The 22,615-nt window shown below is 60.1% G+C and carries 21 protein-coding genes; 5 read left to right on the top strand and 16 right to left on the bottom strand.

What is annotated here, in order from left to right:
• Nucleotides 1–8: 8 nt before the first annotated feature.
• Nucleotides 9–1,043, top strand: coding sequence for a low-specificity L-threonine aldolase (gene ltaE / locus NGR_RS03350; protein WP_164923841.1), 1,035 nt, complete (start codon nucleotides 9–11; stop codon nucleotides 1,041–1,043).
• Between the two features lie 423 nt (nucleotides 1,044–1,466).
• Here the strand turns inward: ltaE and eutC are convergent, their stop codons facing one another.
• From eutC to NGR_RS03310, 8 genes are all read right to left on the bottom strand, one after another.
• The gene (gene eutC / locus NGR_RS03345; RefSeq protein WP_015886808.1) at nucleotides 1,467–2,462 is read right to left on the bottom strand and encodes an ectoine utilization protein EutC; all 996 of its coding nucleotides are present in this window, start codon (nucleotides 2,460–2,462) and stop codon (nucleotides 1,467–1,469) included.
• A 16-nt stretch (nucleotides 2,463–2,478) separates the two neighbouring features.
• Nucleotides 2,479–3,444, bottom strand: a complete 966-nt coding sequence (gene eutB / locus NGR_RS03340; protein WP_015886807.1) for a hydroxyectoine utilization dehydratase EutB — start codon at nucleotides 3,442–3,444, stop codon at nucleotides 2,479–2,481.
• Nucleotides 3,445–3,707: 263 nt separating this feature from the next.
• A complete protein-coding gene (locus tag NGR_RS03335) occupies nucleotides 3,708–4,061 on the bottom strand; it encodes a cupin domain-containing protein (RefSeq protein WP_015886806.1) in 354 nt (117 codons plus the stop codon).
• A 22-nt stretch (nucleotides 4,062–4,083) separates the two neighbouring features.
• Nucleotides 4,084–4,764: an ABC transporter permease gene (locus NGR_RS03330; RefSeq protein WP_015886805.1), complete on the bottom strand. Its 681-nt coding sequence runs from the start codon at nucleotides 4,762–4,764 to the stop codon at nucleotides 4,084–4,086.
• A gap of 1 nt (nucleotide 4,765) precedes the next feature.
• Nucleotides 4,766–5,479: an ABC transporter permease subunit gene (locus NGR_RS03325; protein WP_015886804.1), complete on the bottom strand. Its 714-nt coding sequence runs from the start codon at nucleotides 5,477–5,479 to the stop codon at nucleotides 4,766–4,768.
• A gap of 60 nt (nucleotides 5,480–5,539) precedes the next feature.
• A complete protein-coding gene (locus NGR_RS03320) occupies nucleotides 5,540–6,355 on the bottom strand; it encodes a transporter substrate-binding domain-containing protein (RefSeq protein WP_015886803.1) in 816 nt (271 codons plus the stop codon).
• Between the two features lie 33 nt (nucleotides 6,356–6,388).
• Entirely contained in the window at nucleotides 6,389–7,168 is a 780-nt protein-coding gene (locus NGR_RS03315) for an amino acid ABC transporter ATP-binding protein (RefSeq protein WP_164924054.1), read from the bottom strand.
• A 16-nt stretch (nucleotides 7,169–7,184) separates the two neighbouring features.
• The gene (locus NGR_RS03310; RefSeq protein WP_015886801.1) at nucleotides 7,185–8,585 is read right to left on the bottom strand and encodes an aspartate aminotransferase family protein; all 1,401 of its coding nucleotides are present in this window, start codon (nucleotides 8,583–8,585) and stop codon (nucleotides 7,185–7,187) included.
• Between the two features lie 525 nt (nucleotides 8,586–9,110).
• On the opposite strand from NGR_RS03310, the gene NGR_RS03305 reads away from it, so the two are divergent.
• Complete coding sequence (locus NGR_RS03305; protein ID WP_164924053.1) at nucleotides 9,111–9,584, top strand: Lrp/AsnC family transcriptional regulator; 474 nt, start codon at nucleotides 9,111–9,113, stop codon at nucleotides 9,582–9,584.
• A gap of 130 nt (nucleotides 9,585–9,714) precedes the next feature.
• Here the strand turns inward: NGR_RS03305 and NGR_RS03300 are convergent, their stop codons facing one another.
• From NGR_RS03300 to NGR_RS03270, 7 genes are all read right to left on the bottom strand, one after another.
• Complete coding sequence (locus NGR_RS03300) at nucleotides 9,715–10,191, bottom strand: Lrp/AsnC family transcriptional regulator (protein WP_015886799.1); 477 nt, start codon at nucleotides 10,189–10,191, stop codon at nucleotides 9,715–9,717.
• A gap of 113 nt (nucleotides 10,192–10,304) precedes the next feature.
• Nucleotides 10,305–11,639, bottom strand: coding sequence for an NAD(P)/FAD-dependent oxidoreductase (locus NGR_RS03295; RefSeq protein WP_164923840.1), 1,335 nt, complete (start codon nucleotides 11,637–11,639; stop codon nucleotides 10,305–10,307).
• A gap of 76 nt (nucleotides 11,640–11,715) precedes the next feature.
• Complete coding sequence (locus NGR_RS03290) at nucleotides 11,716–13,026, bottom strand: NAD(P)/FAD-dependent oxidoreductase (RefSeq protein ID WP_015886797.1); 1,311 nt, start codon at nucleotides 13,024–13,026, stop codon at nucleotides 11,716–11,718.
• Between the two features lie 174 nt (nucleotides 13,027–13,200).
• Entirely contained in the window at nucleotides 13,201–14,079 is an 879-nt protein-coding gene (locus NGR_RS03285) for an ABC transporter permease (protein ID WP_015886796.1), read from the bottom strand.
• Between the two features lie 34 nt (nucleotides 14,080–14,113).
• Nucleotides 14,114–15,064 carry an ABC transporter permease gene (locus NGR_RS03280; RefSeq protein ID WP_014332683.1) on the bottom strand — a complete coding sequence of 317 codons (951 nt, stop codon included), beginning with the start codon at nucleotides 15,062–15,064 and terminating at the stop codon, nucleotides 14,114–14,116.
• A 70-nt stretch (nucleotides 15,065–15,134) separates the two neighbouring features.
• Nucleotides 15,135–16,799 carry a peptide ABC transporter substrate-binding protein gene (locus tag NGR_RS03275; protein ID WP_015886795.1) on the bottom strand — a complete coding sequence of 555 codons (1,665 nt, stop codon included), beginning with the start codon at nucleotides 16,797–16,799 and terminating at the stop codon, nucleotides 15,135–15,137.
• Nucleotides 16,800–16,836: 37 nt separating this feature from the next.
• Nucleotides 16,837–18,501: an ABC transporter ATP-binding protein gene (locus NGR_RS03270; RefSeq protein WP_015886794.1), complete on the bottom strand. Its 1,665-nt coding sequence runs from the start codon at nucleotides 18,499–18,501 to the stop codon at nucleotides 16,837–16,839.
• A gap of 227 nt (nucleotides 18,502–18,728) precedes the next feature.
• Here NGR_RS03270 and NGR_RS03265 point away from each other — a divergent pair, with 227 nt between their 5' ends.
• Nucleotides 18,729–19,397 carry a FadR/GntR family transcriptional regulator gene (locus NGR_RS03265; RefSeq protein ID WP_015886793.1) on the top strand — a complete coding sequence of 223 codons (669 nt, stop codon included), beginning with the start codon at nucleotides 18,729–18,731 and terminating at the stop codon, nucleotides 19,395–19,397.
• A gap of 93 nt (nucleotides 19,398–19,490) precedes the next feature.
• Here the strand turns inward: NGR_RS03265 and NGR_RS03260 are convergent, their stop codons facing one another.
• Complete coding sequence (locus NGR_RS03260; RefSeq protein ID WP_164923839.1) at nucleotides 19,491–20,375, bottom strand: LysR substrate-binding domain-containing protein; 885 nt, start codon at nucleotides 20,373–20,375, stop codon at nucleotides 19,491–19,493.
• A gap of 75 nt (nucleotides 20,376–20,450) precedes the next feature.
• On the opposite strand from NGR_RS03260, the gene NGR_RS03255 reads away from it, so the two are divergent.
• Both NGR_RS03255 and pdxA read left to right on the top strand, forming a co-directional pair.
• Nucleotides 20,451–21,620 carry a four-carbon acid sugar kinase family protein gene (locus NGR_RS03255; protein WP_015886791.1) on the top strand — a complete coding sequence of 390 codons (1,170 nt, stop codon included), beginning with the start codon at nucleotides 20,451–20,453 and terminating at the stop codon, nucleotides 21,618–21,620.
• A complete protein-coding gene (gene pdxA / locus NGR_RS03250) occupies nucleotides 21,617–22,615 on the top strand; it encodes a 4-hydroxythreonine-4-phosphate dehydrogenase PdxA (RefSeq protein WP_015886790.1) in 999 nt (332 codons plus the stop codon). The genes NGR_RS03255 and pdxA overlap by 4 nt, the downstream gene beginning before the upstream one ends.

Below are 22,615 nucleotides of genomic sequence, written 5' to 3'. Positions count from 1 at the left end.
TATGGACTATGCAAACCCCTGTCATCCGCCTTGATTTCCGTTCCGATACGGTCACTCGTCCGACCCTTGGCATGCGTGCGGCGATGGCTGCCGCCGAGGTGGGCGACGATGTCCTGGGCGACGACCCCACGGTCAAGGCGCTCGAGGCCCGACTTGCCTCACTGCTCGGCAAGGAAGCGGGACTGTTCGTGCCAACCGGCACCATGTCCAATCTCGCTGCGATCATGAGCCATTGCCAGCGCGGCGAGGAATTTCTCTGCGCAACCGGCGCTCATGCCTATCTGTGGGAAGCCGGAGGCGCTGCGGTGCTGGGCTCGGTCCAGCCGCAGCCCTTGCCGGTGCGCACCGACGGCACGATCCCCCTCGAGGACCTTCACGCCGCGGTGAAGGACGACGATCCGCATTTTGCGATCACGCGACTGGTAACCATCGAGAACACATTCGCCGGACGGGTCCTGCGGCGCGATCATCTGGCCGAGGTTGCCGACTTCGCGCGGGAGCGGAAGCTCGCCACCCATCTCGACGGTGCGCGGCTGTTCAACGCGGCCGCGGCGCTCGGCGTTGACGTCGGGTGCCTGGCCGATGGCTACGACACCGTGTCGCTGTGCCTGTCGAAGGGACTCGGTGCGCCGCTCGGATCGGTGCTGGTCGGGGATGCCCCCTTGCTCGCGCGCGCGCGCCGTTGGCGCAAGATGCTCGGCGGAGGGATGCGGCAGGCAGGAATAATTGCAGCGGCGGGGCTGTACGCCCTCGACCATCATGTCGACCGGCTGGTCGAGGACCACGCCAATGCTCAGGTGCTTGCGCAAGCATTTGCGGGAATCGAGGGGATGAAGGTGACCCCGCCGCAGTCCAACGTGGTCTTTGTCGAGCTCGCGCCCGATCTGGCGACCCGGCTGTCCGAGGCGCTACGCGAGCTCGGCATCGCGGCGAGTTTCTGGCCCGGTGGGCGAATGCGCTGGGTCACCCATCTCGATGTGAACCGTGCCGCTGTCGACGAGGCCATCGCGGCAGTGCGCGACATCACTGAGAGCCGGACGTGAGAGGCGTCCCCAATCCACAATTGATCGTCAGAATAACAAACGCCACTGACGCACCGAACAGCCCCTGCGTCGTCATAGCCTCATGACTGCGCCGCGTCCGAAGGAGTGATGTCTTGATCGGACCGAGGGCGCGACGCAGTCCGAGGGCCGCCGCAAGCTGGCCCGCAGGGTTGTCGATTCCGCCCGCTGGGCTTCGAGCGGCTCGACGATGCACGACATCGCCTTCGCCACTCCTGCTCGCCAGCAAACGGTCTCATAGGTCGGCATCAGCGCACCTTGGTATTAGACTTTAACGATGTCGCGAGTTCAGCTGCACGATTTTCCGCAGCGACGATGCTTCCTTGCTGCGATCTTTGTGGTCACCTTTGAGCCCGCAGTCGGCGGGTGCCCGAACCTGAGCGCGACGCAAAGACACAAACCGGCTCAGCACTCAAACATTTTGCCGGTCTTAAGTTCCTCGGCGCGCTGAAAGGCCAACGTGGCAATTGCGGTGTCCTGAACACCTGTACCGGTAAGATCGGCTATTGTGATGTCCGCATCGCGAGTACGTCCGACCTTCCCGCCTGCAATGATGTGGCCGAGTTCCGGAAAATCCGCGTCGCTCGCAACCACCCCAGCCTCTATGGCATGATGAAGTTCCCCCAGCCTCCGCGTCTGTTTCAGGCTGTCCGCCACATAAATGTCTGCGCGCGCAATCGCCATCGGATCGATCTCGTTTTTATGTTCAGCGTCGGAGCCCATGGCTGTCACGTGCTGCCCGGGTTCAAGCCAAGAGGCATTCAGGATCGGCCGGTCTGCGGGTGTCGTTGTCACAATGACATGGGAACCCGCGACTGCCTCCTTCGGATCGGCGAATGCAGTAACCCGCACGCTGTGCTCGAGCTTTAACTGTCCGACGAGCGCCTCCGCCTTGGAGTGATCACGCGCCCAGATACGGACTTCCTGGATTGGTCTCACCAGACTGAGCGCTTGGAGTTGCAGTCTCGCCTGAACACCGGCGCCGAAGACGGTTGCGATCGAAGCATCGTTTCGCGACAGGTGTTTTGCCGCGACTGCACCAGCGGCAGCTGTCCTGACGTCGGTCAGGTAACCATTGTCCAGGAGGAGTGCCTGAACCAGTCCGGTTTGACTTGAGAGCAAAACCATCATCCCGTTTGTACTCGGAAGGCCGAGCTTTGGATTGTCAAAGAAACCGGGACTGATCTTGATCGCGAAACCGCTCAAGCCTGGAATATAGGCGGTTTTCACATCGACTTCGCCCCTGCTCTCAGGCACATCCAGACGCAGAATGGGCGGCATCTCCACCTGATTGTCGACGGCCAGCGCGCGAAACGCGCGTTCCGTGCATTCAACCGCATCGACGTCGAGCGGAATGATCTGTCTGAGCTCAGGCTCAGTAAGTATTCTGATAATAGGCATCACTCCACCTCAGTCGCTATATGCGTCCGTTGACGATTTTTCGGTGCAACGTCATGTCGATATTCTGACCCGACAATATGACTGCTGCCGGACCTTTAAGATGAGCCAGCTTGCCGGAAAGCAGCGCCGCGATACCAACGGCGCCAGCGCCTTCGACAATCTCACGCTCTTGCTCGTACGCGTGCCGCACACCGGCAGCTATCTCGCCTTCATTGACGAGGACGATGTCGTCGAGAAGGGTTTTGCACATCGGGAAAGTCCAGGTGTTATTCACGCCGATTCCGCCGCCGAGCGAGTCGGCCAGACTGCGATATTCCTTCACTTGCACCGGGTGGCCGGCGTCGATGCTAGCCTTCATGGCTGCCCCCCGGTCCATAGTGACGCCGATTACCTTGGCCTGGGGTCGGATCGTCTTTACGGCTGCCGCGACGCCTGCGGCCAACCCACCTCCAGAAAGAGGAACAAGAACGGTCGCGACCTCGGGCATCTCCTCGACAATTTCAAGCCCGACCGTTCCCTGGCCGGTGATGACGTGAGGATGATCAAAAGGCGGGATCATGCTGAGCCCTTCCTCTGCAACCTGCCGCTCGACTTCCGCTTGCGCATCGTCCTGCGAAGAACCGACTATGCGTACTGTTGCGCCCAGCCGTCGGATTTCCGCGACCTTGTTCTCCGGCACCAGACGTGACATGCAGATGGTCGCGCAGGAACCGACTGCCCGGGCAGCATAGGACAATGCCCTTCCGTGGTTGCCGGTTGAGGCTGCGATGACGCCGCGATCGCGCTCCACTTGGCTGAGTTGAAGAACTGCATTTGTTGCACCCCGGAGCTTAAAGCTACCGGTCGATTGGCGATGCTCGAGCTTCAAACTGACCTGCGCTCCGGTGCGTTCGGAGAGCGATGTCGATATCGTTAGAGGAGTACGGAGGACGTGACTGGCGATGCGCTCACGTGCCTGCTTGATCAGGTCATGGCTAATCATTGCGTTATATTTCACCTGCTTAAACCGGTCATGATCGGCGGAATGGTCCCGGCTCCTCATCGGAGGTGCTGACGCAGCAACTCGGCGCGACCGCCCAGTTCATCGTACGCCACCGAGTTGGTGGCACCGTCGAACAGCCAGACGCTATGTGAATCACAATCAGGAGCCTGCCGCAGAAACAGGTTCAGGTTATTGCGCGCGCCGCTATTTCACAAAGCTGGCGGTCGCGCGCACTTCACCGATTTGCGCGGATGTTGGCGCCCTCAGTCGCGCGCGACCCAAAGTTTTCGTGTGGTCTCGATAACCCGCCATGTGCCGACGAATCCGGGATGCATCACAAATGCGTCACCAGCACTGATCCTGCGGGGCTCGCCTCCATCCTCGGTGAGTTCGGACACTCCGGAAAGAATGACGCAGAATTCAAAGGTCTCGCCCTTGATCGAACGGTAGGCGCCTGGAGTTGCCTCCCATACGCCCGTCCGCATCTTTCCGTCTGCGGTCGCGGCTATGTCCCAGGCAAGAAACTGCGGCTGTCCGTCGACCAGCCGCTCGGGAGGCGGGGCGCCCTTGCGCGGCGTCGGGAGATTGTTCTGGTCGATGAAGGTTAGCTTGGACATAAATCACCTTTCTAGTTGAGGATTACTTGTCGAAAGACAATTTTCTTTCGATCAACTTTAGCGAAGTTAAGCTGATCACATTCATCATCAGGTAAAACGCCGAGGTGATGATGAAGATGTCCATGATGGCGAAGGTTTCGCTCATCAACCGTTTGGCATAGCCGGTGATCTCGAGGACCGTGATCGTCGATGCAAGGCTTGATTCCTTGACGATGATGGCCACTTCGCTGCTATAGGCAGGCAAGGCTTGCCTAACCGCCAGCGGAAACCTGACGTGGCGAAAAGTGGACCACACCGACAGGCCGCAGGCTTGCGACGCCTCGATCAGACCCCGCGGAAGGGAAAGCAGTGCCGTCCGGAAGATTTCCGCGGTATAGGCACCGGTGTTGAGCACGACGGCCAGGATCGCCGCATGCAGGCTGTCGCCGACGATCCACCAGATCACCGGGTTGCTTCGAATGGCGCTAAGCTGGCCTAGCCCATAGTAGATCACGAAGATCTGCACCAGCATGGGCGTGCCGCGAAAGACCGCGCAGTAGATATCCGCGCTCCTGCTCAACATCCGGTGCTTGGATGCGCGGATGACAGCCAATGCAATGCCGAACGGTAATCCGAGAGCGACGCCGAAGACGCTGATCAGCAAGGTTATCTTGGCGCCCACCAGAAGGAACGGAACCGCGTATGTGACAAGATCTAGTTCCATCTTATCCCCGACTGAAGCCACGGTTGAAGAAGCGCTCCGTATGACTGAAGAGCGTCTGGCTGATTGCCGTCAGCGCAAAAAACATCCCGGCAGCAGCGCAGTAGAACAAAAGTGGAGAGCGAGTAATGCCGGCGGCGATCGCCGCGGAGCGCATCAATTCCTGCATACCCACGACCGACACCAGCGAGGTGTCCTTAATGGTCATCTGCCAAACATTGTTGAGGCCGCCGAGCGCCAGTCGCAAAGCGATAGGCAGCGTGACGCGGAAGAAGGTGACGTGGTTCGGCAGAGCAAGGGATTTTGCCGCTTCTAGCAAGCCCACCGGCACGGCTTCGAGCGCGCCGCGGAACACTTCGATCGAATAGGCACATGATATAGCCGCGATCGCAACAACGCCGATGACGAAGGGATAAGCGTCGTCGGCGCTATTTTGATAACCGAAAGCGGTTGCCAGCCGCTGAACCCACTCGATCGAGCCGAAGAACAAGAGGTAGATGACGAGCAGTCCGGGAACGCCGCGCACAAGAATGCTGTAGCCGTCCACCGCTTGCGAGAATATGGGAAGGCGTCGCCACCTCAAAAGGGCCAGCGGCACTGCCACGATGATCCCAGCGAGCATCCCGAGCAGGCCGACAGCCAGTGTCACCGTCGCGCCGCGCAGAAGGGCAAATCCCCACCCCCGCTCAACCAATAGAACCCATAGGTCAAAAGACATCGGACATATCTCCCGTGACGTCGTCGCGACTTCGGCCGCGACGACGTGTGGATCTCAGCCTCACTTCGTGCAGGGAATGGTGTAATCGTCCTTGAACCAATGAAGGCTGGCATTCTTCACCTCGCCTTCGGTGACCATCTTACAGAGCGCCGCATCCAGTTTTGCCTTGAGCTCGGAATTGCCCTTGCGCATCCCGACGCCCATGCCGTGACCGAGCGACGTTGGATCGTCCATCGCCATGATCTTGACGTCCACTCGGGTGAACCCCGCCCCGTCCGGAGTGGCGAGGAAATCCGCCCAGGTCGGAGAGTCGCCGAAGGCGGCATCAAGGCGGCCTGCAGCAAGGTCAGCCGTCTGCTGCGTCGTGGCGTCGTAGGTTTTCAGATCTGCGCCGGGAACATGTTTTTGGATGAACTTGGCGTATGTGGTTCCGGTGACCACGCCGAGGCTCTTGCCGTCGAGCGCCTTTACGATCTCATCCAGGCTCTTGAGACCGGCAAGGGGAGAGTCCTTCGCCACCACGAAATAGAGGGGCGTGGTGGCATACGGAATGGAGTAGTCGATTTTCTTCTGGCGTTCCGCCGTGATGCCCAAACCGGAGATGATGACGTCAAACCGGTCGCTGTCCATGGAAGGCACAAGCGTGCTGAAGGATTGGACAACGAACTTGCACTTCAACTTGAGTTCAGCGCAGATGCCGTTCGCTATGTCGGCATCGAAGCCGGTAACGTTACCGTCAGCGTCGGCCATGCTGAACAGCGGTGCGTCTCCTTCAGTGCCGATCCGCAGCACGCCTTCTTCGGCTTGCGATGCCGCGGCTGAGACCAGGAAGAGTCCGGATGCGAGAACTGAGCGAAGTTTCGTGATTGTCGACATGGAGTTACCCCTCTTTTCGTTTGAAAGCGGCCGTCAGGCGGCCAGTGGCATCACGCTGGAAAGGAATCGCGCCACAGCGTCAGACGCTGGATTGCGAAGCAATTCTTCCGGCGTACCGTCCTGCTCAATTTCACCTTTGTGCAGGAAGATCATTCGGTTCGAGACGTCTCGCGCGAACCGCATCTCGTGGGTGACGAGAAGGATGGTGGCTCCCTCATCTGCAAGCCCTCTGATGGCCCTCAGAACCTCCCCGACCAGCTCCGGATCGAGGGCGGAGGTGGGTTCGTCGAAAAGCATGATCTTCGGGCTCATCGCGAGCACGCGGGCGATCGCGACACGCTGTTGCTGGCCGCCGGAGAGTTGATGAGGATATCGGTCGCGAAAATCGGCCATGCCGACCTTCGAAAGTGCCGAGAGCGCGATCTCCTTCGCGTCGCGCTTGTTCTTTCCCAGGGCGTAGAGCAGCGCCAGGGTCACGTTGCCGAGGACAGTCTGGTGCGGCCACAGATTGAAATTCTGGAACACCATGCCGATGCGACGGCGGAAGTTATGTATGTTGTGAGCACCGTGGACCACGGTCTTGCCATGCTCGTTCACGACCGCCGAAACGGCGTCCCCCATAACCTCGATTTCACCGGAGGTGGGCGTCTCAAGGAAATTCACGCAGCGTAGCGCCGTGCTCTTGCCCGAACCGGACGATCCAACCAGCGAAATGACCTCGCCCTCTGTCATTCGAAAGCTGACGCCGTTCAAAACCTTGGTTGGCCCAAAGGATTTGCAGAGTTCACGGACCTTCAGCACGTTTGCCGTCATCACCAATGCCGTATCCTCAGCCTTTCACCGCACCCTGCGCGTAAAGTTCGCGCAGGACTTCATCCACTGCAGCCTTTGCGATGAAGACCATCTCGTCGATCTCCGCTTCGCTCATGGTGAGAGGTGGTGCGAAGCCCAGGATGTCGCCATGGGGCATGGCGCGAGCGATGAGGTTCCGGTTGCGCGCCGCCTGAGAAATACGCGCGCCGACCTTCAACGCAGGACTGAATGGCACGTTCGCCCCGCGGTCCGGGACAAATTCGACCGCCGCCATCATGCCCACGCCGCGCACTTCGCCGACGATTGGGTTCTGTTCAAATTCGGCTTTGAGCCGGCCCATGAGATAGGCCCCCTTCTTCGCCGCCTGTCCGGGAAGGTCGTCGCGCTCTACGATATCGAGCACTGCGTTTGCGGCTGCTGCGCCGAGGGGGTGGCCGGAATAGGTGTAGCCGTGCGAGAAGGCGCCCACTTGAGGCGTAGCTTCCTGCATGACCTCGTAAACCTGTTCGGACACAATCGAGGCCGAAAGCGGCACATATGCCGATGTCAACCCCTTCGCGACCGTGACGAGGTCAGGCACCATGCCGTACAAATCGGAGCCGAACATTGCTCCCGTGCGGCCAAAACCGCAGATCACCTCGTCAGCAATCAACAGGACGTCGTACTTTTTCAGCACCGCCTGGATTCTTGGCCAGTAGCCTGAGGGCGGCGGGATAATACCGCCGGTGCCGAGCACCGGTTCAGCGATGAGTGCGGCCACCGTTTCCGGGCCTTCGGCCAGGATAAGGGCTTCAAGCTCACGTGCGCGACGTTCGGAAAACGTCTCTTCGGTCTCGCCCGGTAAGGCGCCCCGATAATGATGGGGCACGCCGGTGCGCAGTATGCCGGCTACCGGCAGATCCATGTGGTCGTGGTAGAAGCTGAGGCCGGTCATCGAGCCCGACACTACGGAGCATCCGTGATAGCCACGTTCGCGCGCAATGATCTTCTTCTTCGCGGGCTTGCCGCGAAGATTGTTGTAATACCAAACGATTTTAGCCTGCGTCTCGTTGGCGTCCGACCCGGAAAGGCCGAAGAAGACCTTGGACATGTGCCCGGGTGCCATTTTCACAAGCCGATCGGAAAGCCGGGCGAGTTCTTCCGTGGTATGAGCGGCGTAGGAGTGATAATAGGCCAGCTTGTACGCCTGACGAGCGATGGCTTCGGCCACCTCCGTTCGGCCATAGCCGACGTTTACGCAATAAAGACCCGCAAAACCATCGATATATTCGCGCCCACTCGCATCCTTGATGCGAACACCCTTGCCGGTTTCCACAATGGTCGGCGCGGTCGCACCTTCTGCGTAGTCCTTCAGATATGTGAATGGATGCAGGACAGAGCGCCTATCCATTTCGCCTATTTCAACAACAGTTTTCATTGCAACTTCCTCAGGCGGCACAACCGCCGAAACACACGTTTCAAAATTGATGGATGCCTTCTGGGGAGCCGATTGCTTCAAACGCCAAAAGGGATCGGTGCACGCGTCGCCGCGTTGAGCTGTGACCTCGCCGAATAGAGGCCCATTGCGCGTTTAGTGATGCTGTACAGAGACGCCGCCTATCGGGCCGCGCTCGATCGCCTCGCTAAAGCGGCTAAGGTCTCCGTCATCGACATGGGAGATTTTCCGTTCGCCTGCAGGATCGACGAGCGCGGCGCCACCCGATCCATACCATCTCCCCGCCACAAAAGTTCGGGTGCGGAGAAGCGTCGGATTGCTCCTTGTTTTCAGCGCATCCCGCGCCGACAGCCCATTATTCAGCATATTTTCTCTCGGATTGGCGTGTCCAATGAGCGAGAGCTTATGTGCATCCGAGCGATCGATTTTAACGGACTGAGGGCCCCGCGCGCAGGAATCCTGCTTTTGCGGCGCTCAAGCGAAGATAAACTGCATAGGGAGTGTATGGTGGAACTCGACAGGCTAGACGCTCGCCTCCTGAGCGTTTTGCAGACAAACAACCGGCACAACTATGAGGCGCTTGGTGAAATGGTGGGGCTGTCGCCGACGGCCGTGCAGAGACGTGTAAGGCGCCTGAGGGAGCAGGGGGTCATCGAGGCGGATGTCTCGATCGTGAAGCCGAAGATGATCGGCCGGCCGATCGCCATGCTGGTGCTTGTGTCCTTGGAACGGGAACGCGCCGACATAGTGGACCGCTTCAAGCAATCTATCCGCCAAACACCTGAGGTGATGAACGGCTATTACATCACCGGCGAGTCGGACTTTGTCTTGATCGTTACAGCCCAAAGCATGGAGGATTATGAGGTGTTTACGCGAAAGTTCTTCTATGAGAACCCGGATATCAAGGGATTCAAGACAATGGTGATCATGGACAGAGTGAAGGTCGGCTTTGCATTGCCGATCGACCTTACTGCTTTCTGAGTTCTGCTTCGATCAGGGTAACCCGGTTGCTGGCTTGGTACTGCGGCTGTTTCGCCTTGCGAGGCGTTATCGTCGAATGCTTGATAAACCGGGCTCCATCAAGGGAGCTGTCCGGTCGATCCACGGCTCACTAAATGTCGAACAGATTCGTCAGGGGCATATGGTATTTCGTGATCGGCGATTTGAGCACGACAAAACTGAAGTATTTCTCGATTCCGATGTCCATTTCTATCAGCCGCTCCATCAGCGACTGATATTCCCCTATGCTGCTCGCCACGAACTTGACGAGATAGTCGTAATCGCCCGAGACGACGTGGCATTCGATGATTTGCTCTATATTCTGGATGGCCGACATGAAGCGGGCGATGTCGGCCTGGCGATGGTTCCTCAGGGTTATCTCTGTAAAGACGGTCAGAACCTGGCCTAGCTTTCCCATGTTGATCCGCGCAGAGTAGCCGCCGATATAGCCTTCTGCCTGCAGCTTCTTTACTCGCGCGAGACAAGGGGTCGCGGATAGGTTGACGAGCTCAGCGAGCTCGACATAAGTAATACGTCCGTTCTTCTGGAGCTCGGAAAGGATCTTGATATCAATTCTGTCCAGTTTCATGTGCGCCCACCCGGTTGTTGCCACGACCTGTGCATGAGCGGTTGGAGTCTCGTCAGTGGACGGGACCCGGTGACAATAATCCCTTGGATTCCAAACGGCAGCCGATCTAACGGCTACATCATTTCCGGTCTTCGGATCGCCGAGCCATCGCCGAACCGGCTCAGCCTGTAAGGCGAAATGTCGGTCAGTGGCTCTTTATTCAAGACGATCTCGCTCACCAGCCGGCCAGCCCCCGGTCCGATCGCAAAACCGTGTCCGCTGAAGCCTGCTGCGATTACGTAGCCGGGAAGTTCCTCCACTCGCGAGATAACCGGCACGAGGTCCGGAGAGGTATCGATAAGCCCGCCCCAGGCGCGCTCGACCCCGATCCCTTTAAGCGTAGGGTATTCGCTTTCAAGGTTCTTCACGGCGAGCTTGACGAGTTCCGCGTCGGGCGCCGGATCCAGAATGCGGCTCTTTTCAAACGGCGAGATCTCGTCGTTCTCCCAGCTGCCGAATGCGTCGGGACCATTCCAGAAGCTGCTGTTGAGGCGGTATTTGAGCTTCTTGCCGATCTTGCTGCGATACATCTCGTAGAATTTGAACGCATATCGCATCCCTCGCGGCGTGATGTCGAGCGTACCATGACCGGGTACGGCAATGGTGTAGGAGCCGTCAATCCGACGCCGCAACACGAAGTTCGAAGCCGATAGGCACCCTGCTTGAACGATTTCGGGCGCCGGGGTTGTCTTGATCGCAGTCCCGGCGATGTTGGCGACTGGCAGTTCGATACCATAACGATGAGAAAAGCGGGAAGCCCATGCCCCGCCGGCGCAAACAACCGTGCTCGCTTTCACAATTCCCCGCTCGGTCCATACCCCCGTTACCCGGCCATTGGTAATGTCGAGGCCCCGAACGGCGCAGTTCTGGTGGAGGGACACGCCCTTTTCCTTCGCTGCCTCGGCGACGGCCGGCACGGCAAGGCTCGGTTCCGCTCTCCCGTCGCTCGGAGACCACACGCCGCCGACCCAGGAGGACGTGCCGCCCGAGGCCCGCTCGTTCGCCTCGGAAGCCGTGAGTATCTGGCTGTGAAATCCCTGGACGCGTGCGGCCTGGCCCCACTTTTCCCAACGGGCGACATCCGCCTCGTTCTTGGAGCAGTAGAGTATCCCGCTTCGACGGAACCCGAGATCGCGGCCGATCTCGGTTCCCAATTCCTCCCAGCGCCGCAGACTGTACATCGCAAGGGCAAGCTCATGGAGGTCGCGGTTCTGCTGACGGACCCACCCCCAGTTGCGGCTTGACTGCTCGCCGCCGACGATGCCCTTTTCGAGCAGGGCAACGGAGACCCCTTGGCGGGAGAGTTCATAGGCCGTGCATGTACCGACGATTCCTGCCCCGATGACGACGACATCGACCTGAGTTGGGAAAGAGGCGCTGTTACGGACTTTCTGAACGTCGACCGGCATGATCTGTATTCCTCTGCAACAATGCATGAGATTCTCGCCCCCGGCAGGAGCGCTGAATTCCTCAAACGATTAAGCTCTATCGGCGGGCGCGGAACAGGGCGATGCGGTCCTGCATCCGATAGCCCTGGATGATGGCCGGCATGAACCAGGGATTGCCCCGGTAAAGGGGAATGAACGCAGGCGGCCGGAAGTCGAAGGCCGTGCGCGCCTGCTCGCCATGTCCCATGAGCTTGTGAGCTGCCCGCGTTCCGATCCATGGCGCCCAGACGACGCCCGAGCCGCAGAAACCGGTCGCGTAGACCACGCCGCCCTTTTCGAAGATGCGGGGCAGCATGTCGCGGTGCATGGCCACATTGCCGAACCAGGTGTGCGAAAGGCGGACGTTTTCCAGTTCCGGGAATAGGTTCACGAGACCCCGGCGCAGGAACAGCTTCGGAGCGGCGGGATCGCCGGCGCGAGAACTGTCGCGCCCCCCTAGAAGAATGCGTTTGCCGTCGGGCGTCGGGCGGTAGTAGAACCCAAGCTGCCTGCCCTCAATCATCATCATTCGCTTCGGCATCAGCCGCGCCATCACTTCTGGCGCAAGCTCCTCCGTGACAATGATCCGGCTGCGGACCGGGACAAGCCGGCGGCGCAAGAAGGGAACCGCGCCGTCAGTATAGCCGTTCGTGCAGACCAGGACCTGCCGCGCCTGAACCGTTCCGGCCGAAGTCACGACCCGGAACCCTGAGCCGTCTTTCTCTATAGAGTGCACGTGGGTCTGCGAATGGACCGTCAGTCCCGAAGCCAGCGCCACACGCAGGAGCTCAGCGTGGAACTTGGCCGGGTGCAGCCCGCCAATATCCATCCGCGCCATGCCGCCGCGATAGAAGTCCGTGCCGATGAAGTTGCGCTGTTCGGCGTACGGCACTGCAAAGGCCTCGATCCCCAGTCTCTTCGCCAGCACTTCGGCGCTCCGGGCCGTCTTCTCGTAATCGTCATATCCGATCACGCCCTTGAACTGGCCAACCAGCTGGAAGTCGCAATCGAGCCCTTCGGTCCTGATGAAATCATAAAGGAATTCGCGGGCGATCTTGCCCTCCGCCTCGATTGCAATCGCCTTCTGTTCGCCGAAGCGCCGCGTAATCGTGGCGTAGTCCGGTCGAATGCTTCCGCTGGTAATCCCGCCGTTGCGCGTCGACGCGCCCTCGCCCGGGTTCATCGCATCGAAGGCCGCGACCGACCGACCCTCGCGCGCCAGAACGAGCCCGGCCGATAACCCGGCGTATCCGGCGCCTATGATCGCGACGTCGAGCTTCTTGGCCAGCGGCTGCCGCGGCAGCGGTTTGACCGGCGCCTCTTCCCACCAGTAGGGCGTATTCTTGTCTGCGATTCTGGAGTCTTCCATAAGACTGACTTCTCGTTGCGTTCGGCCAAAGCCTTCTGAGGTTTCTGGGAAAACAGGGGCGTTCGCCCAATATGGTTCGATCAAGTGTGGCGGCAGCTACGCTTCCCCCTTTGCGAACCCCGCGAAGAGCGAGCCTTTCCCCGAAGCTGCCGCCATCGGACGGACCCATTTCCCTCAGGTGTGATCACCGCGAACATCGAGCGCATCCCTGAGGCCGTCGCCGATGAAGTTGAAGCTGGTTACCGCGATGGTAATGGCGGCACCCGGAATGATCGCCAACCACGGGGCGCTACCCAGATACTGTTGCGCGCCGTTCAGCATGTTTCCCCAACTGGGCAGCGGCGGCTGAATTCCATAGCCGAGGAAGCTGATATAGGCCTCCATGAGGATCGCGCGGGCGACGGTCAAAGTGGCCGCGACGATGATCGGGCCGATGGCGTTGGGAAGGATTTCGCGGAACATGATATGGGTTCCGCTCAAGCCCAGCATGCGACCGGCCTGGACGAATTCGCGCTCGCGAAGGGAGCGGACCTCGGCCTCGACGATCCGCGCAACCTCCATCCAGCTCGTGGCAGCGATGACAACCGTAATCATCATCGGGCTTGGCTTCAGCGCTGCGGCAAGCGCCAGCACCAGGAAGATCGACGGGAAGGACAGGAACCCATCCACCGTCCGCATCAGCGTCGTGCCGATCCAGCCGCCCCGGTAGCCCGCGAGCACGCCGACAAGGGTGCCGATCAGCGTCGACAACAGCATCGCGGAGAAGCCGACCAGCAGGGAAACCCGCCCCGCCATGAACAGCCGCGCCGCCAGGTCCCGTCCCAGTGGATCGGTGCCCATATAATGGTGGCCGGTGAACGGCGGAGCAAAGCGGGCGCGCAGATCGATGTAGAGTGAATCATACGGCAGCACGTACGGGCCCAGGACGCACGCCAGCGTCAGGACGGCGATCATTACCATCCCGATGAGGGCCAGATGGTGGTTCATGAAGCGGTGTGCCGTTCGGCTGTTCCACCAACGCTCGTGGGGTGAATTTGCGACAATTGCAGTCATGATGGTGGCCTCCTGTTGAGCGTCCATGAGGCGCTTAGCTCAGACGAATACGGGGATCGATGATGGCGACGACGATATCGGCGATCAGGTTGCAAAGCACGACGAGTATTGCCGAGAACATGAGCAGTCCCATCACCACCGGGTAGTCGCTGTAGCCGAGACTGTCGAGGAAGAGCCGGCCCATCCCCGGCCAGGTAAACACCGTCTCGGTGACCAGAGCACCAGTGAGAACGCTGGGAAGCTGCATTCCCGCAAGTGTGATCATTGGCAGCAGCGCATTGCCGACGACATGCTTCATCAAAATCCGGCGCTCGCTCAGCCCCTTGGCGCGGGCTGTCTTGACGAATTCCTGGCTGATGACGTCAAGCGTCGCCGTGCGCATGTAGCGGCTCCAGATGGCGACATGGACCAGCGCCAGCACAATACTCGGCATGATTAGGTGATGGAGGTAATTCAGGGCCGAGCCGTCGCCGATCGTGTACATGTTGCCAGCCGGCAGCCAGCCCAACCTGAGCGAGAATACGTAGATGCCGACAAGCCCAAACCAGAAGGTCGGGATCGACAACGCCACCATCGCACCGACTGTCGCCAGATAGTCGAAGACAGAGTAGCGGTGCGTGGCGCCACGAATGCCGATCCACGTGCCGATGGCGATCGCGATGACTGTGGATGAACCCATCAACAACAGCGTTGCAACGAGGTGACGGCCGATCACATCCAGGACCGGCGCGCCGTCGCGGAAGGAGTGACCCCAGTCGCCCTGTACGAGGCGCCAGGCCCAGTCCAGATATTGCATCCACAGCGGGCGGTTGAGCCCCAGCTGCTCCTTCAGACGATTGAGATCATCCTGTGTCATGCTGGGATCAAGCCCGAATTGCGCCAACGGGCCGCCCGGAATGAGATTCAGGACGACGAACCCGATGACCGAAACGATCAGGAGCAGGACGAGGCTTTGTGAAAGGCGATTGAGCAGGAAGCCGCGCATTGGCTCTCCTCCTTCATGACAGCATCAATGGATAGGCCGCCGCCGCAACTCGCGACGGCGGCAGCGTATGTCAGCTTTGCCAGCGCCATCCGGCGGCATGCCAGGAGGCCGTGCGGGTGTTGGAATTGGGCTCCCACCCCTCGAGACCTTCCTTGCGACCAACGACATAGGTAGACGCAAACAACGGCAGGAACGGCAGGTCCTCACGAACGATTTCCTGAATACGGGAGTAGATCTCGCGACGCGCCTCCGGATCGAAGGTTTGGGCACCTTTCTTGAGCAGCGCGTCAACTTCCGGATTGGAGTACTGGCCGACATTCGAGCCTTTTCCGCCCTTGGCAGCAATTGCGCTGGTAGCGAGGCGGTTAGTGGCGTCCGGATCCGCCGCAATGAGATGGGTAACACCCGCGATGGCCGAGTCGAATTGCGACTTGAGCCAGAACTCACCAAACATGACGGCCGCCGGCAGATTGGATATCGTCATCTCGACGCCGATCTCCGCGAATGTCTGCTGCAGGAACTGCTGCACTTGTTCGCGCAGATTGTTGCCCGACGTCGTCGAATTGGCGAACGACAGCCGCACCCCGTCCTTGGCACGTATTCCGTCCGGCCCCGGAACCCAGCCCGCCTCGTCGAGGATCTGTCGCGCCCGGTCAAGGTTGAACTCCTGCGCCGGCAGATTCGGATTGTAATAGTAGGACGTCCGTGGCATGAACGTCTCGGTGAGCGTGCCGACGCCGTAATAGATCGCGTCGATAATTGCTTTTCTGTCCATCGCGGCATAGAGCGCCTTGCGGACAGCCGGGTCCTTGAATTGCGGCTTCTCGAGATTGAGATAGATCGACTCGACTGATGCCCCGGATACCAGCGTCACCACACGGCCCGGCAATGTCTTGGCTTCCTCGTAGTGGTCGGCGGTGATGTATGCCTGGTCGGTAAGGTCGATGTCGCCGCTCTTGAACTGGGTGTAGAGCACCGTCATGTCAGGGATGTACTTGAAGACGAGCCGCTCGACATAGGGGCCATCCCCAAAATATTGAGGGTTCGCGACCAGCTCGAGATGATCGCCCGCGACGCGCTGCGCCCATTTGAATGCACCGGTGCCGACAGGCGCCTGATTGAAGGCGGCAGCGTTGGGATCGGCCTCTTTCTCAAGAATGTGCTTGGGCACCATAAAGGTTTCGGTGAGGAACGACAGATAAGGGGCGAAAGCCTCCTCCATCCGCCAGGTAAGCTCAGTCGGCGAAACCACCGTGATATCTCTTACCAGTGAATGCCCGCCCGTGCGCCAGGCGCGGAAGTTCGGGTTGGTTATGAGCTCGAGAGTGAACTTCACATCCTCGGCGGTGAAGGGCTCGCCATCGTGCCAGCGAACGTCATCACGCAGGCGGACGCGCCACTTCAGACCGTCCTCCGAAATGCCGCCGTTCTGCTGTGTGGGCACTTCCGCCGCAAGATTGGGCTGAAGAACGCCCTTTGGATCCATGCGGAAGAGGGCGTCGAATAGGGAAAAATGGACCGCATCGTCTACCTCGATATGGGCCATCAGCGGATGGAAGACGGTGGGTTCCTGCGAAAGCCCGACGACGACGCGGCCGGTTGGGTTAGCAGTATCGGCAAAGGCAGGCTTGCCGAGCAGGTTGGGAGCGGCAAAGCACGCAATTCCGCCCGCTGCCATCAAGCGGAGCGCGTCGCGCCGTGAATAGCCCGATTTCGGTGTAGAATCTTTCGTCATGATATTTCCTCCCTAGTTTGTATTTCGTCGGCAGCTCTCAAGAGTTAACGGCAATCGGTCGAGTGTCCCTCGGTCGCTCCCCGGGAATCGCGGCCACCAGCTCTCGCGTGTAGGCCGATTGCGGGTCCAGGAAGATTTGAGATGGCGGGCCGCGCTCGACGATCTGCCCCTTCTGCATCACGGCGATTTCGTCGCAGATCTGGCTAGCGACGCGCAGATCATGGGTGATGAAGATCATCGAAACGCCAGTTTCCCGCTGGATCTGGTCGAGCAGCTTGAGGATCTGCGCCTGGATGGACACGTCGAGCGCAGAGACCGCCTCGTCGGCGATCAGCAGCTTGGGCTTGAACATCAAAGCCCGGGCGATGCCGATACGCTGGCGTTGCCCCCCGGAAAACTCGTGCGGATAGCGGCCGAAGGCGCCGGCATCGAGACCGACATGGGCCAGCAACGCTCGCGCCTCCTCACGCGCCTGATGATAAGGCATGCCGTGCGCGACGGGACCGACGGTAAGAATTTGTCCAATGGTCGAACGCGGGTTGAGCGACGCGAAGGGATCCTGGAAGATCATTTGAATCCGAGGCCGCAGTGGACGGAACTCCGATTCCGAAAGCTTTGCGATATCCCGGCCTTCGAAGAGAATCCGACCGCCATCATTGTCCTGCAGTTTGATCAAAAGCCTTCCGAGCGATGACTTGCCGGAACCGCTTTCGCCGACAACGCCGAGGGTGCGTCCCGCAGCCAGATCGAATGAGACGTCCTTCACCGCAGGCACGATGCGTTGGCTGCCGAACAGGGCACTGCCGCTGCGATAAGTCTTGGACAATCCTTCGACCTTCAGGATCGTCTCGTTGCTCGCCTTCTCCTGAACTGCTCGATCCTTTCCCGTCAGGTGGGGTACGGCGGCAATCAGGCGCTGGGTATAGGGGTGAGTGGGGAATTTCAGAACCTGCTCGGCGCTGCCTTGCTCGACAACGCGGCCCTTTTCCATCACCACGACACTGTCGGCGATCTCAGCCACAACACCGAAGTCGTGGGTAATGAACATCACGCTCATGCCCTTGCGGCGCTGAATGTCACGGATCAGTTTCAGGATCTGCGCCTGCGTGGTGACGTCGAGGGCCGTGGTCGGTTCGTCGGCGATCAGGACCGTGGGCTCGAGCGCCAGCGCCATGGCGATCATGACGCGCTGACGCTGCCCGCCCGAAAGCCGGAACGGATACTGGTAGTACATGAGCTCCGGATCGGGCAGACCCACTTCCGTCAGCAGCACGATGGCGCGGCTGCGCCGCGACGCCTTTGTGCCCACACCATGTGCCGTCAGGACTTCGGTAATCTGCTCGCCGACCGTCATCAGCGGGTTGAGCGCCGAAAGAGGATCCTGGAAAATCATGGACACGACGCGGCCGCGCAGTCCTCGCAGTTTTTTCGCCGGTGCGCCGATGATGGCCGTACCATCGAGATGAATAGCGCCGGACGAAACGGGGATCAGCTTCGGCAAGAGCCCCATGATCGTGTTGGCCGTTACTGACTTGCCTGAACCGGACTCGCCGATAATGCACAGGATCTGACCCCGCTTGAGATCAAACGAGATGTTCTCGACAGCGTGGGTCCGTTCCATGCCTTTCGGCAGGTCGACCGTCAGGCCGCGCACCGAAAGCGCTGCGTCGTCTCCAGAAACAGCCTCTGTTCTAGCGGCCATCGAGATTCCTCCCTTTCAATGGAGCCGTTACCTTGCGATTTTAATCGCTGCTCCTATGCGCGCTGCCGTCCGGCAAGCGTTCTGCCGGCAGTGCCCAACATGCATTCCCTGTACTTCAGCGCCATTCGCTACCAATCAGGGCTGGACCTGCAATCAATATAAGATTGGTCTTGCAATTGGTGTCAATATAGATCAATTTGGTTGCGAAAAATAGTTAGCGAGGGCTCATGAGCGTAGTCTTGAAAGATTTCATCGAAGCCGAAGGTCTGGAGCCCGGGGATCGATTACCGCCTGAGCGCGACCTGGCGCTCAAACTCGGGCTACCCCGCACCGCACTTCGACGAATGCTTGCGTCTCTGGAGAAGGAGGGCCGGCTCATCAGGCACGTGGGCAGGGGAACATTTATCGCTGGCAGCGGGGTTACCTCGACGGCCCTGCGTCGCCCGCCAGGCAGCACGGGAGATGCGTTGCGCACCTATCCGGCCGAAGTTTTTGAGGCTCGGCTGATCATGGAGCCCAAGATCGCGGCGTTGGCGGCGTTACGGGCAACCAGGCAGGAGATCGACGAAATGCAGAAATCGATCGATCGGGGGAGCGCGGCAGACACCCTGGTCGAATTCGAGAAATGGGACGCTGTCTTTCACCGCATCATCGTCGGAGCCGCCCGTAATGGTTTGCTCGCCTCGATCTATGAAGGCATTCACACGGTACGGGCAGGAAATCTCTGGGGGAAAATGAAGGAGCAGTCACTAACCCCTGAGCGCATGAAGGCCTATATCGCCAAGCATCAGGCCACCCTCGACGCCATCAAAGATCGCGACAGCAGAGAGGCCGAGCGACACATGTACGACCACATTGTCGAGGCCAGAACAAATATCCTTGGCCCGAATACCTGAGCACCTCATAGCGTCTGGTGTTGAAGCGTGTTGTTGCACTTCCAATGCTAGACCGGTTTGACGTCAGGTTGGGCACCGCGACGGTGTGTCGACTCAAGACGCAGCATGGAAATCTGCGTGAATGGTGGCGAGAAGCCAAGACACAAATTGATCGATCCCGGTCGACTTCTTCGCCTGCGCCGAACGAATGATGCCGTAATGCGAGCCATCAGGCTGGAAGCCGAGTGGCGCGACGAGGCGGCCTTTGCGGATATCGTCGATGGCAATGATCTTAGGGCACATGGCCACACCCAGACCGCCGGCTGCGGCCTCCACCATCAGGAAATGATGGTCAAGAAAGCGCGTCGAGCGCGGCTTCGGCGCCTCCGGATGGGCGGCGGACCACGTCTGCCAGGCATCGGGCCGGGTCTTTGCTGCAAGCGCGATATAATCACCGGCTGCGAACCGTTCCGTCATGGCGGGATGCATGACAGGACCGACTTCCTCTTCGACCAACCGTTCGACCTGCCAGTTCGCATCGATCGCGAAATCGAGCCTGCGGATTGCGAGCGTGATATGGTCGCGCGCAAAGTCGAAGCCCCCACCACCGACGGAAAGGTGAAGGTCGATCTCAGGCTGGCGATCCTGGAACTCCGAAAGCCGGGGGATCAGCCAGCGCATGGCGACCGACCGTTCGCAGGAAACGACGATCGGCGGTGACACGTCGACTTTGCGAATATCCTCCAACGCCGACGCAACGAGCGACAGCGCGTTCGTCGTCGCCTGCGCGAGCCGCGTTCCCTCGTGCGTCAGCCTTAGGCCGCGCCCATCCGGTTCGAGCAACCGGATATCGAGATGTTCGGAGAGTTTCGAAACGCGCCGGCTGACGGCACCATGCGTCAAGTTCAACTCAGACGCGGCCGCACGTACGGAACCCAGGCGCGCAACGACCTCAAAGGCACGCAGATCATCGAGAGAAGGAAAGTCCGAACGCTTCATTGGTGACAATGTATCACCAATACCCGTGAAATCATATCGATTTTCGTCCCAAGATTTAAAGAATAGCTTGAGGTCATGGCAGAAACCATTGACCAAATCAAACACATCGGCGTCGTTGCAGACGACCTGACAAGCGCGGCGGACGGGGCAATCGCTTTCCTGGAACGCGGCTATATCCCTCGCATCTGCAGAGTAGGATCCGACGATACCCACGCCAGTCTCGTCTCAATCGACACCGGCAGCCGCACACTCGATGAAGCCGATGCAGCGCATGTGACGCGCCAGGCGGTAACCACGCTTGCAGACAGGCCGCTCCTCTATAAGACGATTGACTCGACCCTACGTGGTCATATCCGCGTGGAAATTGCCGCCGCATTCCAAGCCAGCGGCCGGCCACGTCTGGTCATCGCGCCTGCTTTTCCCGCTGCCGGGCGAACGACGATTGACGGCATTCAACTGCTGCACGGCGAGCCGGTTGCACAAACGGCGTACAGCCGCGACCCTGTCCATCCCGCCCGCACGTCTCGCATAGAAGACTTGATCGAGCCCAGCCTCGGCCGGATCGCCAGAATTTCCGCGCACACCGAGGACGGCGAGATCGGCAACGCCATTGGCGACGCTCCGGTGGTCATCGTCGATGCATGCGAGCAGGTGATGCTGAATCGTCGGATTGCGGAAATTCAGAAGCACGGCCCGGCGCTGTGGGTCGGCTCACCAGGAATGGCGGAGGCGTTGGCCACGGTAGTCGAGCGGCGCACAGGCCAGGACATCTTCACGCCCGAAGTCACGCCGAACCGTGTACTCGTGCTTGTCGGCAGCGCGAACCATGTCAGCCGCTCGCAGTGCGAGAGGTTGGCCGCGACAGGCGCTTCGGTCGCAATGCGTGCGACTGATCTCGACGAGGCAGCTTCGGTTGTCTGCATCCGTACACCGCACATCCGAACCAGTGATCCCGCGAAGGCTCTCGCCACTCTAGTGGACGAGGCAGAGATCGCTTTATCCCGGCACCGATACGACGCCATCGTCGCAACGGGTGGAGAAACGATGCAAGCCCTTTTGGAACGGCTCACCATTCACGCCTTCGATTTGATTCGCGAACTCGAGCCCGGCTTTCCCCTCGGCTGCGCTCGTCTTGCAGATGGCCGAATGATGCTCCTTGCCATGAAAGCAGGCGGTTTCGGTTCCGGCATGACGCTGCGCAATGCCGCCGACACCATTCGCCGAATTGGAAAGGAGCCAGCATGAACACCTCCCTGCCGCTCGCCGTCACCATGGGCGATCCATCCGGCATCGGGCCGGAGATCGTGGCAAAGACGATGCTTGCCCGCACCGACCTCCGTCGCAGTGTCGTCGTCGGCGATCCGGCCGTGATGGCGAAGGCCATCGCCAGCCTCGGCGGCGGTCTGCACCTGAACGAGATCCATGACGTCGTCGACGCGAAACCGGATGGGGCCCTGAATATCCTCGCCGCGACCCGCATCGAAACCCCACCTGCAATCGGCAAAGTGAGCGCCGCCAGCGGCCGCATGGCCTACGATGCTATCGTTGCGGCGATCGAACTCGCCAGGACGGGCAAAGTCGCCGGCATGGTGACGGCGCCGATCCACAAGGAGGCGCTCTCCGCTGCGGGGCTTCCATACCCCGGCCACACGGAAATCCTCGCGGAAAAAGGTGGTGCGGGACGCGTGGCGATGATGCTCGCCAATGACGATATTCGAACCGTTCTGGTGACGATCCACTGTTCACTGGCAGACGCGATCCGCCAGGCCGATTTTCCGGCCCAGATGTCCGCGATACGCCTCGCCCACCAGGGGGGTCGTGCGTTGGGAATCGCCCTTCCGCGCATCGCCGTTGCGGGGCTCAATCCGCATGCGGGTGAAGGGGGTCTCTTCGGAGACGAGGAAATCCGCATCATCGCGCCCGCCATCGCGGCAGCCCGCGCGGAAGGCATAGACGCCAGCGGCCCCTGGCCCGGCGATACTGTTTTCATGCAGGCGCGAAACGGCCACTTCGATGTGGTCGTCGCGCAGTATCACGACCAGGGGCTGATCCCGGTCAAGTATCTCGGACTGGAAAAGGGCGTGAACATCACGCTCGGCCTGCCCTTCGTGCGCACAAGCCCCGACCACGGCACCGCCTTCGATATCGCCGGCCGTGGCATTGCCGATCCGAGGAGTCTCGAAACAGCGATCGACTACGCCCGCCGACTGGCGAAGGCATCGTGCGACCAGGAGGATTGA

The organism is Sinorhizobium fredii NGR234, assembly GCF_000018545.1.
Classification (GTDB): Bacteria; Pseudomonadota; Alphaproteobacteria; order Rhizobiales; family Rhizobiaceae; genus Sinorhizobium; species Sinorhizobium fredii_A.
This window is presented reverse-complemented; position numbering and strand designations above follow the sequence as displayed.